Below are 13473 nucleotides of genomic sequence, written 5' to 3'. Positions count from 1 at the left end.
CCGTGACGCCGGGACGCCGCAGCGCGCTGTGACGCTGTGACGCTGTGACGCTGTGACGCTGTGATTAGAGCACGATCACCGACCGCAGTACCTCGCCGCGTTCCATTTTGTGGAAGGCCTCCTCTACGTCGCCCAGGCCGGCCGTCTCCGTCACGAACTTGTCCAGCGGCAGGCGGCCCTGCAAGTGCAGGTCCACGAGCATGGGGAAGTCGCGCGTGGGCAGGCAGTCGCCGTACCAGCTGGACTTGAGCGCGCCGCCCCGGCCGAACACCTCCAGGAACGGCAGCGTGAGCTGCATGTCGGGGCGCGGTACGCCCACGAGTACCACGGTGCCGGCCAGGTCGCGGGCGTAGAAGGCCTGCTCGTACACCTGCGGGAGCCCCACCGCCTCGATCACCACGTCCGCGCCGAAGCCGCCGGTCAGGGAACGGATCGCCTCGACCGGGTCGGTGTCGCGGGAGTTCACCACGTGCGTGGCGCCGAACTCGGTGGCCCAGTCGAGTTTGCGCGCGTCCACGTCCACGCCGATGATCGTCGACGCGCCGGCCAGGCGGGCTCCGGCGATGGCCGCGTTGCCCACGCCGCCGCAGCCGAAGACGGCCACGGAGTCGCCTCGGGTGACGTTGCCGGTGTTGACGGCCGCGCCGATGCCGGCCATGACGCCGCAGCCGAGCAGGCCGGCGACGGTGGCGGGGGCCTGCGGGTCGACCTTCGTGCACTGGCCGGCGGCGACCAGCGTGTGCTTGAGGAACGCGCCGATGCCCAGGGCCGGCGAGAGCGGCGTGCCGTCGGCCAGGGTCATCTTCTGTTTGGCGTTGTGGGTGTTGAAGCAGTACCACGGCCGGCCCCGCAGGCACGCGCGGCACTGGCCGCACACCGCTCGCCAGTTCAGGATCACGAAGTCGCCGGGCGCCACGTCGGTCACGCCGGGGCCGACGGACTCGACGACGCCGGCCGCCTCGTGCCCGAGCAGAAACGGGAAGTCGTCGCTGATCCCGCCCTCGCGGTAGTGCAGGTCGGTGTGGCAGACCCCGCACGCCTGCACCTCGACACGCGCTTCACCCGGCCCGGGCTCGGGAACGATGATGGTTTCCAGGCTCACGGGGCGCCCCTTGCCGAGGGCGACGACACCTTGCGTCTCGATTGGCATACCTGCCGTCCTACCATGCCTTGCATGAGTGCGGACGAACTGCGGCGCGTTGCGAAAGACAGTTTCGGCTGGGAACGCCTCCGTGACGAGCAGTTGCGGGCCATGGAAGCGCTCATGGCGGGCCGCGACGCCCTCGCCGTGCTCCCGACCGGCGCCGGCAAGTCCGCCATCTACCAGGTGCCGGCGCCGCTGCTGCCCGGGCCCACGATCGTCGTCTCGCCGCTGCTCGCCCTGCAGCAGGACCAGATCGCCTCGCTGACCGCGCGCAACGAGGAGGCGCTGGTGGCGGTGCGGCTGTCGTCGGCCGAGGGCAAGACCGAGCGCGCGGAGGCGCTGGAGGCGCTGCGCAAGGGCGACGCCGAGTTCGTCTTCCTGACCCCCGAGCAGTTCGCCGATCCGGCCCGGATCGCGCAGATCAAGGCGCTCAAGCCGAGCCTGATCGCCGTCGACGAGGCGCACTGCGTCTCCGCGTGGGGCCACGACTTCCGCCCGGACTACCTGCAGCTCGGCCAGTTCATCCGCGAGCTCGGGCGGCCGCCGGTCGTGGCGCTGACGGCGACGGCCTCGCCGCCGGTGCGCGAGGACATCATCGACCGCCTGGGCATGCGCGACCCCGAGGTCGTGGTGATGGGCCTGGACCGCCCGAATCTGTACCTGGAGTCGGTCCACTGCCCCGACGAGGAGACGCGCTGGCGCCGCCTGGTCGCGCGGCTGCAGGAGTCGGAGCCGCCCGGCATCATCTACGCGCCGACCCGCCGGGCCACCGAGGAGATGGCCGAGCGGCTGGAACAGCAGGGACTGCCGGCCGTCGCGTACCACGGCGGCATGAGCGCCGGCGACCGCGAGCGCGCCCACGAGGCCTTCCTGGCCGACGAGGTACCGATCATGGTCGCCACCACCGCGTTCGGCATGGGCATCGACAAGCCCAACATCCGCTGGGTCAACCACGTGTCGCTCCCGGACTCGCCCGACTCCTACCTGCAGGAGATCGGCCGCGCCGGGCGCGACGGACAGCCGGCGCATGTGCTGCTGCTGCACCGTACCGAGGACACCGGTCTTCGGAAGTTCTTCACCAGCGTCTCCGTCGACCGCGACGAGGTCGCCTCGCTCGCGGCCCTGCTGCGGGCCGCGAAGGACGCCGTGACCCGCGGCGAGCTGGAGGAGCGCACGGGGCTCGGCGAGCGCAAGCTCGGGCAGCTGCTGGGCCTGCTGGAGGAGGTCGGGGCCGCGCGGATGCTGCACGGGGGCAAGGTGAAGGCCCCGCGCTGGGCGCCGACCCCGGCCAAGGCCGCCGAGCTGGTGGAGGCCCAGGCCGAGCGGCAGCAGACGGTGAGCCGCTCGCGGCTGGACATGATGCGCAACTTCGCCGAGACCGAGCAGTGCCGGGGCCGGACGCTGCTGGCGTACTTCGGCGAGCACCTCGAGGGCACCTGCGGGCACTGCGACAACTGCACCGACGGCAGCGCCGCCGCCGGGCTGGCGGCGGCCGCGGACGCGCCCTTCCCGGTGCACGCCGAGGTCCGCCACGGCGAGTGGGGCAAGGGCGTGGTGCTCTCCTACGCGGGCGAGCAGATGACGGTGCTGTTCGAGCAGGTCGGGTACAAAACCCTGTCCGTTCCGGTGGTCAGGGAGCACCGGCTGTTGCGGAAGGCGTAGCGCGGGTCGGGACCCCGCCCGAGCGGTGGCGGGAACGGTGGTCAGGGAGCACCGGCTGTTGCGGAAGGCGTAGCGCGGGTCGGGACCCCGCCCGAGCGGTGGCGGGAACGGTGGTCAGGGAGCAACGGCCGTTGCGGAAGGCGTAGCGCGCTGGCGGGAACGGTGGTCAGGGAGCAACGGCCGTTGCGGAAGGCGTAGCGCCGGTCAGGACCCCGCCCGAGGCCGTCAGCACCGCGTCGAGGTCGTCGGCCGGGAGCGGGCGCGAGAAGTGGTACCCCTGCGCCTGCGGGCAGTCCAGCTGGCGCAGGCGCTCGGCCTGCTCCGGCGTCTCGACGGCCTCGGCGATGGAGGACAGGCGCAGGCTGTTGCCGAGCTCGACGATCGCGCGGGTGAAGGCCAGCTCCTCGGCCAGCCCGCCGTCGGGCATGAGCGCGCGGTCGATCTTGAGGATGTCGACGGGGACGTGGCGCAGGTACGCCAGCGACGAGTACCCGGTGCCGAAGTCGTCCACCGCGATCCGGACCCCCTCGGCGCGCAGCCGGTACAGCAGCTCCGTCACGTCGTCGGTCCCGACCGACACCAGCACCGTCTCCGTGATCTCCAGGATCAGCGCGGACCGGGGCAGCCCGGCGTCGCGCAGGGCCGAGACCACGGTGTCGCCGAAGCCGGGCTCGCGCAGCTGGCGGCCGGAGACGTTGACGGTGACCGAGATCCCGAAGCGGTCGTGCCACTTGCGCACGTCCAGGCACGCCTGCCGCAGCACCCAGGCGACCGATGGGCACGATCAGCCCGTACTGCTCGGCGACCGGGATGAAGTCCAGCGGCGGCACCGACACGCCGTCGCGGGACCAGCGCAGCAGCGCCTCGACCGCGGTGACCCGCCCGGTCGCGAGGTCGACGACCGGCTGGTAGTTGACCGTGAACGCCTCGGCGGCGATGGCCCGGCGCAGGTCCGCGGCGATGCGCATGTGCTCGGTGCGCTCGCTGGCCAGCCGCTCCTCGTACGCCTCCAGCCGGTTCTTGCCGGCCGCCTTGGCCGCGTACAGGGCCAGGTCCACGTTGCGCAGCTGGCTGAGCCGGGCGATGAGCAGGATCGACGTCACCACGGACGTGGCCAGCGGCACGAGCACCCACCAGCGCGACGGCAGCGGCCGGGCCACCAGCAGCATGGTGATCGCGACCACGGGGCCGACGAGGGCCAGCACGGAGTACAGATAAACCCGATGCCGCGGAATGACCTGCTGCGACCGCTCGGGCCGCCCGGCCGCCCCGGCCATCGAGGGGTGCAACGCGGCCGTGCCGATGAGGGTGTACGCGCAGAGGTACAACACGGTCGAGAAGCGGTCCCCGCCCGTCCGGCCCGTCCAGGCGACGGCGGCGTAGTAGACCACGTCGCCGGTGATGACCGTGGTCAGCGCGAGCGACACCAGGGCGTGCGCGGGGCTGCGGACGCTGGCGGTGAAGATCATGCGTGCGGTGAGCACGACGAGGACGAGGTCGATCGCGATGTACGTCAGGTGGCTGGCCAGGTGCGCCGCGTCCACGTCGCGGTCGAAGACCAGCGGGTGCACGATGTAGGTCCAGGCCAGCGCGGCCACCCCGGACGCGACGATCCCGGAGTCGATGAACCGCTCGGCGCGCGGGCGCGCCGGGTCGGGCCGCACCCAGCGCAGCGTGCCGAGCGTTATCAGCAGGTAGGAGCCCAGGAAGGGCAGGTCCTTCCAGGCCGGGAAGGTGAGGCGCCCGGTGAGCCCGTACTGCACCGCGTACAGCACCGCGGCCCCGACCGAGCACCACAGCGCGGCCCCGAACAGCGTCCAGCTGCGCCCGCCGGACGGGCGGTACCGGCGCATCCCGGCGGTGACGGCGGCCGCGGCCGTGACGCCGATCAGCGTGTACCGCCCCTGGCGCGCCATGACCGGCAGGAACCCGCCCACGGCGACGGCGCCGAGCCCGAGGCCCGCGTACCAGCGCCAGGCGGCCATCGTTCTCCCTGCGGTCAGCGCGATTTGTCCGTTATATTCATCGGGCGGGATCGGCTGTGTTCCTATCGGCAGTCCGGTCCGCCGACGTGAGGATTCGCGCGAGGGCGCGGGGGTAGGAGGCCGCGATGAAGGTGGCATTGCTCGGACCGATCGCCTGGCGAACGCCGCCACGGGCCTACGGGCCATGGGAACAGATCGTCTCGCTGCTCGCCGAGGGGCTCGTCGCCCGCGGCGTCGACGTCACACTCTTCGCGAGCCTCGACTCGCAGACCGCGGCCCGCCTCGACGGGGTCGTCGAGCACCCGTACAACGAGGACGGCTCCTACGACGGCCGCGTCTGGGAGGCGATCCACGTCGCCCACTGCTACGAGCGCAGCGGCGAGTTCGACCTGGTGCACAACAACCTCGACTGGCTGCCGCTGGCGATGAGCGCGTTCTGCCGCACCCGGCTGCTGACCACCGTGCACGGCTTCTGCTCGACGGCGATCCTGCCCGCGTACCAGCGGTCGCGCTCGGCGTTCGTCTCCATCTCCGACGCCGACCGCGGGCCGGGGCTGGACTACGCCGCCACGATCTACCACGGCATCGACGTGGGCCAGTTCCCCTTCCGCGCGCAGCCGGGCGAGACGCTGGTGGCCTTCGGGCGAATCCACCCCGACAAGGGCACGGCCGAGGCCGTGAAGATCGCCCGCGCGACGGGGCGCCGGCTGCTGATCTGCGGCCCGATCCATGATGAGGTGTACCACCGGCAGGAGGTGCTGCCGCACGTCGACGGCGAGCAGATCGTCTACGGCGGCAACGTCGGCCCCGCCGAACGCGCCGAGATCCTGGGCTCCGCCGCCGCCCTGCTGCACCCGATCGGGTTCGCCGAGCCGTTCGGGCTCTCGGTGGTCGAGGCGATGGCCTGCGGTACCCCGGTGGTCGCCTATCCGCTCGGCTCGATGCCCGAGATCGTCGACGAGGGGGTCACCGGCTACCTCGCGACCGGCGCGGAGGAGGCCGCCGGCGTGCTCGACGACGCGCTGAAGCTGGACCGGGCCCGGGTGCGCGCCCGCGCGCTCGAGCGCTTCTCGGCCGACCGCATGGTGGACGACTATCTGGCCCTGTACCAGCGAATCGTGGGCTGAAGTCCTCAAGGGTCCCGGCGGGTGGCCGAACGTTCACAGTGTGCGGCGCCCGCGGCTTCTGACGCGGTAACGCGGACGGCTCGGCTCCGGCAGCGACGTGGCAGGCTGCCGGGGCTGATGCCTTTCCCTCTTCGGCCTTTGCCGTCTTTCTGCCTTTCTGTGATCGAAGGCTGGCGTTGCGTCACCGGCATCCTTAAGCTCTGCGGGGCGGAGGGATACTGTGGGTACTGTCGATGTCACGGAACGGCTGGACGAGGTCGAGCGGCTCATCCTGGCCTGGGACTTCCCGGCGGCCCGGGCCGAGGTCCAGCGCCTGCTCGACGAGCCCGTCCTGGCCGACGACGACCGGCTCACCGCGCGCCGGCTGCTCGCCGAGGTCCTGCGCGAGCTGGGCGAGCTCGACGCCGCCTACGACCTCGCGGAGGCGGTGGCGGCCCAGGCCGAGCGGCGCCACGGTCCCGCGCACCCCGCCACCGTCCACGCCGTCGCCGTGCTGGCCGCGGTGCGCCACGACTACGACGAGTGGGACGAGGCCGAGCGGCTGTACCACCGCGTGCTCGACAGCGGCCTCGACGAGGACGGGCCCGAGCCGGTCGCCCGGGCCGTGCGCCTCGCCCGGGTCAACCTGGCTCTCCTGCAGCGCGACCGCGGCGAGACCACGCTGGCCCTGGCGATGCTCAACGCCGCGTACGTGATCCACCGGCGGGAGTACGGCGCGGAGGACCTCGACACGATCCGCATCGCGGCGGAGCTGGCGGCGCTGCTGTACGCCACCGGTGACGTGCTGCAGTCGCGCCGGCTGTTCACGCTGGCCCATGCGGCGGCGCGGGCACGGCTCGGCACGCGGCATCCGTTCACGAAGGCCGTGGAGTGGGAGCTGGCGGCGGTCGAGCCGCCCATGCCCTCGGCCCCCATCTCGCTGGCCCCTCCCCCGTTCGTCGTCGACCCGGTGGTGGTACCGCCGCCGGCGCCACCGCCCGCCCCGGCCCGGCCCACCGCCGCCCGGCCCACCCCGGCCCGGCCCGCCCCGGCCCGGCCCGCCCCCGACCCGGTCCGGAACGCTCCGGTGCGCGTTTGGCCGCTGTTATGCCTGATAGCGGTGCTGGCGGGGGTGTTCGTGGGGCTGCTGGCGTGGCATCACGAGGGTCCGCCCGACCCCTTCGCGGGCCGGTCCGCGCCGCCGTCACCGTTCGTGGTCCAGGATCTCCAGCTGCGCGACGGCGGCCGGGAGCTGACGGTGACGTGGACGGCGCTGCCGGTGAGCGTGGTCGTGGCGCTCTCCCGCGGCGGGGACCCCGCCACCGTCATGGCCACCGTGCCGCCCGGCACCACCGAGTACGTGGTGCGCGACGTGGACCCCGCGGCCGCCTACTGCGTGGTCCTGGGCCCGGTCGACGAGGCGGTCTCGATCACGCCCGCGACGTCAGCGTGCACGGCCGGTCGCTGACAGTTTCCGGCACAGATTCCGTTACCGCGGTGGGCGTAACGCAAGGTTGGCCGGGTATAGTCGCGCCGATGCGGCTCACAGACCGGACCCTCAATCTGCTGCCGGAGCAAGTAGCGGCGCTGCTGCGCAAGCGGCGCGAGACGGTGAAGTTCATCATCGTCGGCGGCTTCTGCTACGTCGTCAGCCTGGTCCTCAACTACGGCCTGCGGTTGACGGTGCTCGAGCACAAGCCGGTCACCGCACTGACGATCGCCAATGTCATCGCGACAGTGGTGTCGTACTTCATGAACCGCGAGTGGTCCTTCCGCACGCGCGGCGGCCGCAGCCGGCACCACGAGATGCTCCTGTACACCGTGGTCAACGGCATCGGCGTGGCGCTGAACTCGGCCCCGCTGTGGGTGGCGCAGTACATGTTCGGCCTGCACACCCCGAACATCAGCTCCGCGGCCGAGGAGATCTCGGACTTCATCTTCGGCATGGTCATCGGTGTCGCCCTGGCCATGGTCTTCCGCCTGTGGGCGTACCGCGTCTGGGTCTTCCCGCACGACGACGTGCGCCCGGCGCCGAACCGCTACGAGGTCCCGGCCCAGGCCGCGACCGTTCCGGCGCCGTCGGCCCCGGACGCCTGACACACGTAATTTTCGTACCGTCACGGTTCTCCCGGGTCTTTCCCGCCGCAGGTCACCTGGGAGTTCATCTCGTTCGTTGGTAGCACGATATGTCGGGCGCTGGCGCGCCACGACATATCGGATTTTTCGCCTGACGGGGCATAAGTCTGATATCCGGGCCTTCACGCGACTCTGGGGCCGATCATGACGGCGCCGGGCCGGGTCCGCCCCGGCCTTGCATCGCGGCGCCGGGGACCGGTCCGGCCTCGGCCCTCCATGACGGCGCCGGCAGCGTCCCGGCCCCGGCCCGGCCACCACGCCGCCGCAGACCGGCGCACCCGGCCCCGCCTCCACGCCGATGCAGACCAGCGCACCCGGCTCTGCCACCACGCCGCCGCGGACCGGCACACCCGGCCCTGCCACCACGCCGCCACGGACCAGCGCACCCGGTGTCCATCACGGCGCCGGGACGGGCTCCGCCTCGACCGGCTGCGCCGGGGCCGGGGCCTTGCGCCGCGTCGACAGGATCGAGCCCGCCAGGATCAGCGCGAACGCCGCCCCCGTCAGCCACGACACCGACTCGCCCAGGACCAGCGCGCCCAGGACCACCGCGACCGCGGGGTTGACGAACGTGATGACGGTTGCGCGTACGCCGCCGACCTCCGCGATCAGCGCGAAGAACAGCACGAACGCCAGGGCCGTGCAGATCACCGCGAGGCCGAGCGCGGCCAGGGCCGGGCCCGCGGTGATGTCGCGGGCGAGGTCCGGCAGCTTCGGCACCGAGACCGGCGCGAACATGAGGGCGCCCAGGACGAGGGAGGCGGCGGCGACGCCATAGCGCGGTACCGCCGAAAGCCAACGCTCGATGATGAGCGGGCCGGTCGCGTAGCAGACGACGACCCCCGTGAGCTCGAGGAGCGGCACCGCGCCCCCGCCGCCCGCGTGGAAGCCGAGCAGCAGCGCCACGCCCGCGAAGCCGACCAGCAGGCCACCGACCCGGCTCGCGGTCAGGCGCTCGTCGCGGTTGGTCAGGCGGGCCACGATCGCGGCGACGAGCGGGACGCCGGCGATGACGAGGCCGGTGAACGAGCTGTCCACGTGCCGCTCGGCGTCGGAGAGCAGCAGCCAGGGCAGGCCGATCTCGATGATGGTGTACACGAGCAGCGGCAGCCACGGGCGCAGCGACGCGCGGATCTCCCGGCGGCCGAGGGCGATCGGCAGCAGCAGGACGGCCCCGAGGGCGGTGCGCACGAACACGAGCTCGGCCGGCCCGATCTCGCGCACGGCGACTTTGATCAACAGGTACGGGATTCCCCACACCACGCACATGGCGCTGAAGAGGAACCAGCCACGACGACTCATGCCCCCGATTTCACGCCGGCGCGCGGGCCGCGTCTTGAACGCTGTTGCGGAATGCGGCCGGCGTGACCCCCGTCACCCGCTTGAACCAGCGCGTGAGATGGGCCTGGTCGGCGAAGCCCACGGCCCCGGCCACCTCGGCCGGCGTGCGGCCCGCGGCGAGCAGAAGGCGCGCGTGGCACACCCGCTCCAGCACGAGCCACGCGTGCGGCGGGAATCCCGTCGCTTCGCGAAAGACCCGCAACATGTGGTACGGCGAGAGCTCCACCCCCGCCGCCAGCTCCCGCAGACTCGGCGCGCACCGCAGGTCGGCCAGCAGCCGATCGCGGATCTCGGCGACCTTGCGCCCCGCGGCCGCGTCCCCCGCGCGGATGCCGCCCGGCGCCTCCGCCAATGCCCCGTGCCGCTGGATCACCGCCTCGAACGCCCACACCAGCCGCGAGTGCGCGGCGAGCGGATCGAGTCCGGCCGTGAGCTCCTCGTGCGCGGAGCGGATGAGGTGCACGCTGCGCGGGTCGGTGACGATGGGCTCGCGGAAGCCGGCGCGCTCGGTGCGGCCGTCGAAGAGGAGGGCCTCGCTCGGGTACAACACGCGGTAGGCCCATCCCTCGGGCCGCGCGGCCATCCCGTCGTGGGGCTCGCCCGGCTCGAGGATGGCGAGGCTGCCGACGCCGGCCCGGCGCAGCGTGCCCCGGTAGTGGAACTGCTCCTCGCCGCAGGTGACGACGCCGATCGCGTACGTCGCGTGCGTGTGCCGCGCGAACTGGTGCCGCCGGTAGCTGGCGGTGAGCAGATCGAGCGCGTGCCGACCGGCGTCGACCCGCGTCCACTCCGCCGACTCAGCCATGCCCGCACGATACTCCGACGGCGGTTGCCGCTACTGCGACCGAAAGGCGGCCCGCACTGCCAACGCTCGCGCGCCGCGAGACCACGACCTGCGCCGGGCGGCTCACGCCACGAACTCGACTCCTAAGGGGCCGCTGCCGCGCCGCGAAGTCGCCGCGTCCTACGGGCCGCTGCCGCGCCCGCGAGATTTCCGTCTACGGCGCGGCCGAGGGCCGAGGCCGCTGCCGCTGCGCAAGATCCCGTCTACGGCGCGGCCGAGGGCCGAGGCCGCTGCCGCTGCGCAAGATCCCGTCTACGGCGCGGCCGAGGGCCGAGGCCGCTGCCGCTGCGCAAGATCCCCGTCTACGGCGCGGCCGAGGGCCGAGGCCGCTGCCGCTGCGCAAGATCCCCGTCTACGGCGCGGCCGAGGGCCGAGGCCGCTGCCGCTGCGCAAGATCCCCGTCTACGGCGCGGCCGAGGGCCGCTGCCGCTGCCGCTGCGCAAGATCCCGTCTTATGTCGGGCGCTCCGCGCCACGACATAAGCAGATTTATACCCCGTCAGGGCATAAAAGCGATATGTCGGGCGCGGGGCGCCCGACATATCGACAAACCAAGAACCTATCCGCGAGCCCGAGCCGTCTCCCGACGGTTGGCCTTCATGAGCGCCTCAACGAGCTCCGCCTTCGTCATCCGCGAGCGCCCCCGAATCTCGAGGCGCCGCGCGAGCTCCATCAGGTGCTGCTTCGAGGCGTTGGCGTCCACGCCCTCAGCGGTGGCCCGCGGCCGGTTGCGCGCCGCGGACCCGCGCTGGGCGGCCTGAGCGTCGCTCGGGCCCTTGTCGTCCTTCTGCTCCCAGTGGTCGCCGACCTTCTCATACGTGTGCTTGAGCGACGAGAACGCCGTGCGATGCGCGCGCTCGCCGTCGCCGTACTGGTCGGCGGCCGAGTCGTGGGTCTTCTGCCAGGTCGCCTGCGCGTGCTTGTCCGAGCGCTGCAGGGTCGCCGGCAGATCCGACTCGCGCGGTTTACGGGGAGCCATCAGGAGATCACCAGTCCTTCATCCAGGGCAGCCGCGCGTCCAGCCAGTCGTTGAGCCGCGCCACCTGGTCGACGTCGCTGTCGAGCCAGCTGACCTGGCCGGTCATCGCGAGAATGCCGAACACCACGGCGGTACCGCTGATCAGCACGCCAAGCGTGCCGAGCCCACGGCCGGCCACGTTGGGCCGCACGCCGGCGATGATGCCGCCGAACGAGAACAGCAGCCCGAGCGCGCCGACGGGAATCGCCCACGGCGCGAGCAGCCCGGTCAGCGCGGCCGCGACGCCCGCGACACCCAGGATGACGCCGAACGTGGCGAGCAGGCTCACCCGCGCGGGGGCCTGGCGGACGGGCACCGGCTCGGTCACCGGCTCCGGCGCCGTGACCGGCTCGCGGTCGATCGTGGGGCGCATGCCCGCCGTGTCGCTCTCGCGGTCCATGACGCCGACCGGCGGAATGGCGCCGGTGGTCTTGGTCTCGGTACGGTCGTCGATGCCGTCGCCGTCCTTGTCGTGCCGCCGCCCGGGGCGCCAGGTGCGCGTCTCGGCCGCGGTCTCGGTACGGTCGTCGATGCCGTCGCCGTCCTTGTCGTGCCGGCGCCCGAGGCGCCAGGTGCGCGTCTCGCTCGCCGCCTCGGCCCGGTCGTCGACGCCGTCGCGGTTGCGGTCGACGGTGGGTCGCTCGGCGCGGTCGTCCACGCCGTCGCCGTCACGGTCCACGACCGGCCGCCCGGTGCGGTCGTCGAGGCCGTCGCCGTCACGGTCGGTCGCGCTGCCGCGGCCGCCGAACAGCTGCCCGATGCGTGCCACTGGTGCTCACCTCCTGCGAAGCGCCCGGGCCGGCACACCGGGGGGTTTCGGAGTGCGGTGAATCGGGCGGATGTCCAACGGCTACCCAGGCACGCCGATTTCCAATCGGGGGTGAGCCCGTTTGGGGGGATTTCGCCCGGGTACCTCCGCAGCATGGACGCCATGCACCGAGGCAACACGAAGCACGGAGTGGCCCTGGACGAGCTCCTCCGGCGCGAGGACGAGATCGAGGCCCGCCAGGTGGATCCGGAGGGCGAGGGCGACCGCACGTTCGGCGCACCCGTCGGCATGACGCCCGACGAGGTCGAGGGCAGAAGCAATCTGGGTCGGTACATCCCGAGGGCCAGCCTTCCCGGCGACCGCGACACGCTCATCGCCGGGGCAACGGGGCTGAGCGCGCCCGACGAGGTACTCGACGCGCTGCGGGCATTGCCACCGCACACGCAGTTCGAGACGGTCAACCAGGTGTGGGCGGCCCTGGGCGGCCGGAACGAGGATCCGGCCCACCGGCCGTAGCCGGCCCGGGCGGTTGGGACTCCCGCGGCGGCCCAGCGGGCGGCGGCGGGGTCGGACGAACGGTCCACCAGCGCATTGGCCGAGTTCCTTCTGCGCGATGCCAGTCGATCCCCGGGGCCCGCACGCCCCGGGGATCGCGTCTGTGTGGTGCGGGTCAGTCGGCGAGGATGGCGTACAGCTTGCGACGCGTCTCGGTGAGCACTTCCAGCGCCTGAGCCCGCTGCTCGGGGGTGCCGTTGAAGCCCACCTGCCGCAGCGCGTCCATGATCCCGAACGCCGCGTCGCGGAACTCCTGCGCCTGCGAGACGTTCTCGTCGCCGTACTCCTGCCAAGGCGCGTTCTGCGCCGCCTGCTCGGCCTCGGGCCGCCCCGTGTCGGTGAGCACGAAGCGCTTGCGCCCGCCACTCTCCTCGGCGACGATCAGCCCTTCGTCCTCGAGCAGCTGCAGCGTGGGGTACACCGACCCCGGACTCGGCCGCCAGATGCCGCCGGTGCGCTGCTCGAGCTCCTGAATCATCTCGTACCCGTGCATCGGCCGCTCGTGCAGCAGCGCGAGCACCGCATTGCGCACGTTCGGCCGCCCCCCGCGGGACCGCCCTCGTCCGCCCTGGCCATGCCCGCGGCCGCCACCCCAGCCACCGCCACGCCCGCCCTCGGGCGGGAACGGCGGGATGAAGCTGCCAAAACCGCGCTGCCAGGCCCCCGTGTCGAAAAATCCGTGTCGCGACCTCATGTCGCTTCCCCCATTCGTCGTATCTCTTCTCTGATACGTCGACGATATATCGGAAGACTATCGGCGACAACCCTTTCCGATAGTCGTCTTCGCTGTGACGCCCGGCACGGTGGCCTTTGCCGGATATGTCGGGTCAGCGGTCGCCGTCTCGACCGCGATAAGCCCGGTTCCCGCCGTCGATGGGGTCCAGCGGATGCGCCGGGACAGCCGCGCGGGCGGC

The 13473-nt window shown here is 72.5% G+C and carries 13 protein-coding genes and 1 pseudogene; 6 read left to right on the top strand and 8 right to left on the bottom strand.

Annotation, left to right across the window (positions count from 1 at the left end; translation table 11 throughout):
* Positions 1–64: 64 nt before the first annotated feature.
* Positions 65–1150: an S-(hydroxymethyl)mycothiol dehydrogenase gene (locus ACPPVO_RS11160; protein WP_426511132.1), complete on the bottom strand. Its 1086-nt coding sequence runs from the start codon at positions 1148–1150 to the stop codon at positions 65–67.
* Positions 1151–1174: 24 nt separating this feature from the next.
* Here ACPPVO_RS11160 and ACPPVO_RS11155 point away from each other — a divergent pair, with 24 nt between their 5' ends.
* Positions 1175–2806, top strand: a complete 1632-nt coding sequence (locus ACPPVO_RS11155) for a RecQ family ATP-dependent DNA helicase (RefSeq protein WP_426511131.1) — start codon at positions 1175–1177, stop codon at positions 2804–2806.
* Between the two features lie 166 nt (positions 2807–2972).
* Here the strand turns inward: ACPPVO_RS11155 and ACPPVO_RS11150 are convergent, their stop codons facing one another.
* Positions 2973–3569, bottom strand: a complete 597-nt coding sequence (locus ACPPVO_RS11150; protein ID WP_426511130.1) for an EAL domain-containing protein — start codon at positions 3567–3569, stop codon at positions 2973–2975.
* Between the two features lie 64 nt (positions 3570–3633).
* Positions 3634–3774 (bottom strand): annotated as a pseudogene (locus ACPPVO_RS11145) (EAL domain-containing protein); the annotation flags it as partial.
* On the opposite strand from ACPPVO_RS11145, the gene ACPPVO_RS11140 reads away from it, so the two are divergent.
* The 4 genes from ACPPVO_RS11140 to ACPPVO_RS11125 all read left to right on the top strand — a co-directional run bounded on the left by ACPPVO_RS11140 (position 3725) and on the right by ACPPVO_RS11125 (position 7994).
* Positions 3725–4024 (top strand): hypothetical protein, encoded by a 300-nt coding sequence (locus tag ACPPVO_RS11140; protein ID WP_426511129.1) that lies wholly within the window; start codon positions 3725–3727, stop codon positions 4022–4024. The pseudogene ACPPVO_RS11145 and the gene ACPPVO_RS11140 overlap by 50 nt on opposite strands.
* A gap of 892 nt (positions 4025–4916) precedes the next feature.
* Complete coding sequence (locus tag ACPPVO_RS11135) at positions 4917–5918, top strand: glycosyltransferase family 4 protein (protein WP_426511128.1); 1002 nt, start codon at positions 4917–4919, stop codon at positions 5916–5918.
* A gap of 220 nt (positions 5919–6138) precedes the next feature.
* Positions 6139–7365 carry a tetratricopeptide repeat protein gene (locus ACPPVO_RS11130; RefSeq protein ID WP_426511127.1) on the top strand — a complete coding sequence of 409 codons (1227 nt, stop codon included), beginning with the start codon at positions 6139–6141 and terminating at the stop codon, positions 7363–7365.
* Positions 7366–7433: 68 nt separating this feature from the next.
* Entirely contained in the window at positions 7434–7994 is a 561-nt protein-coding gene (locus ACPPVO_RS11125) for a GtrA family protein (protein WP_426511126.1), read from the top strand.
* Positions 7995–8429: 435 nt separating this feature from the next.
* Here the strand turns inward: ACPPVO_RS11125 and ACPPVO_RS11120 are convergent, their stop codons facing one another.
* The 4 genes from ACPPVO_RS11120 to ACPPVO_RS11105 form a co-directional block, all read right to left on the bottom strand.
* The gene (locus tag ACPPVO_RS11120) at positions 8430–9335 is read right to left on the bottom strand and encodes a DMT family transporter (protein WP_426511125.1); all 906 of its coding nucleotides are present in this window, start codon (positions 9333–9335) and stop codon (positions 8430–8432) included.
* A gap of 10 nt (positions 9336–9345) precedes the next feature.
* Positions 9346–10179: an AraC family ligand binding domain-containing protein gene (locus ACPPVO_RS11115; RefSeq protein ID WP_426511124.1), complete on the bottom strand. Its 834-nt coding sequence runs from the start codon at positions 10177–10179 to the stop codon at positions 9346–9348.
* 597 nt (positions 10180–10776) lie between these two features.
* Positions 10777–11196, bottom strand: coding sequence for a ChaB family protein (locus tag ACPPVO_RS11110; protein ID WP_426511123.1), 420 nt, complete (start codon positions 11194–11196; stop codon positions 10777–10779).
* A 7-nt stretch (positions 11197–11203) separates the two neighbouring features.
* Positions 11204–12004: a hypothetical protein gene (locus ACPPVO_RS11105; RefSeq protein WP_426511122.1), complete on the bottom strand. Its 801-nt coding sequence runs from the start codon at positions 12002–12004 to the stop codon at positions 11204–11206.
* 162 nt (positions 12005–12166) lie between these two features.
* Here ACPPVO_RS11105 and ACPPVO_RS11100 point away from each other — a divergent pair, with 162 nt between their 5' ends.
* Positions 12167–12520 (top strand): DUF2795 domain-containing protein, encoded by a 354-nt coding sequence (locus tag ACPPVO_RS11100; RefSeq protein WP_426511121.1) that lies wholly within the window; start codon positions 12167–12169, stop codon positions 12518–12520.
* Positions 12521–12674: 154 nt separating this feature from the next.
* Here ACPPVO_RS11100 and ACPPVO_RS11095 read toward each other — a convergent pair whose 3' ends face one another.
* Complete coding sequence (locus tag ACPPVO_RS11095) at positions 12675–13253, bottom strand: PadR family transcriptional regulator (RefSeq protein ID WP_426511120.1); 579 nt, start codon at positions 13251–13253, stop codon at positions 12675–12677.
* Positions 13254–13473 lie beyond the last annotated feature (220 nt).

It is taken from the genome of Dactylosporangium sp. McL0621, assembly GCF_049995355.1.
Classification (GTDB): Bacteria; Actinomycetota; Actinomycetes; order Mycobacteriales; family Micromonosporaceae; genus Dactylosporangium.
Note: the sequence above shows the minus strand (reverse complement) of the source record. Positions and strands in the feature narration are given on the sequence as shown.

What these genes read in the sequence shown, in the direction of transcription:
- ACPPVO_RS11160 (WP_426511132.1), bottom strand. Translation starts at nt 1,150, where the DNA reads ATGCCAATCGAGACGCAAGGTGTCGTCGCCCTCGGCAAGGGGCGCCCC.
- ACPPVO_RS11155 (WP_426511131.1), top strand. Translation starts at nt 1,175, where the DNA reads ATGAGTGCGGACGAACTGCGGCGCGTTGCGAAAGACAGTTTCGGCTGG.
- ACPPVO_RS11135 (WP_426511128.1), top strand. Translation starts at nt 4,917, where the DNA reads ATGAAGGTGGCATTGCTCGGACCGATCGCCTGGCGAACGCCGCCACGG.
- ACPPVO_RS11125 (WP_426511126.1), top strand. Translation starts at nt 7,434, where the DNA reads ATGCGGCTCACAGACCGGACCCTCAATCTGCTGCCGGAGCAAGTAGCG.
- ACPPVO_RS11120 (WP_426511125.1), bottom strand. Translation starts at nt 9,335, where the DNA reads ATGAGTCGTCGTGGCTGGTTCCTCTTCAGCGCCATGTGCGTGGTGTGG.
- ACPPVO_RS11115 (WP_426511124.1), bottom strand. Translation starts at nt 10,179, where the DNA reads ATGGCTGAGTCGGCGGAGTGGACGCGGGTCGACGCCGGTCGGCACGCG.
- ACPPVO_RS11110 (WP_426511123.1), bottom strand. Translation starts at nt 11,196, where the DNA reads ATGGCTCCCCGTAAACCGCGCGAGTCGGATCTGCCGGCGACCCTGCAG.
- ACPPVO_RS11100 (WP_426511121.1), top strand. Translation starts at nt 12,167, where the DNA reads ATGCACCGAGGCAACACGAAGCACGGAGTGGCCCTGGACGAGCTCCTC.
- ACPPVO_RS11095 (WP_426511120.1), bottom strand. Translation starts at nt 13,253, where the DNA reads ATGAGGTCGCGACACGGATTTTTCGACACGGGGGCCTGGCAGCGCGGT.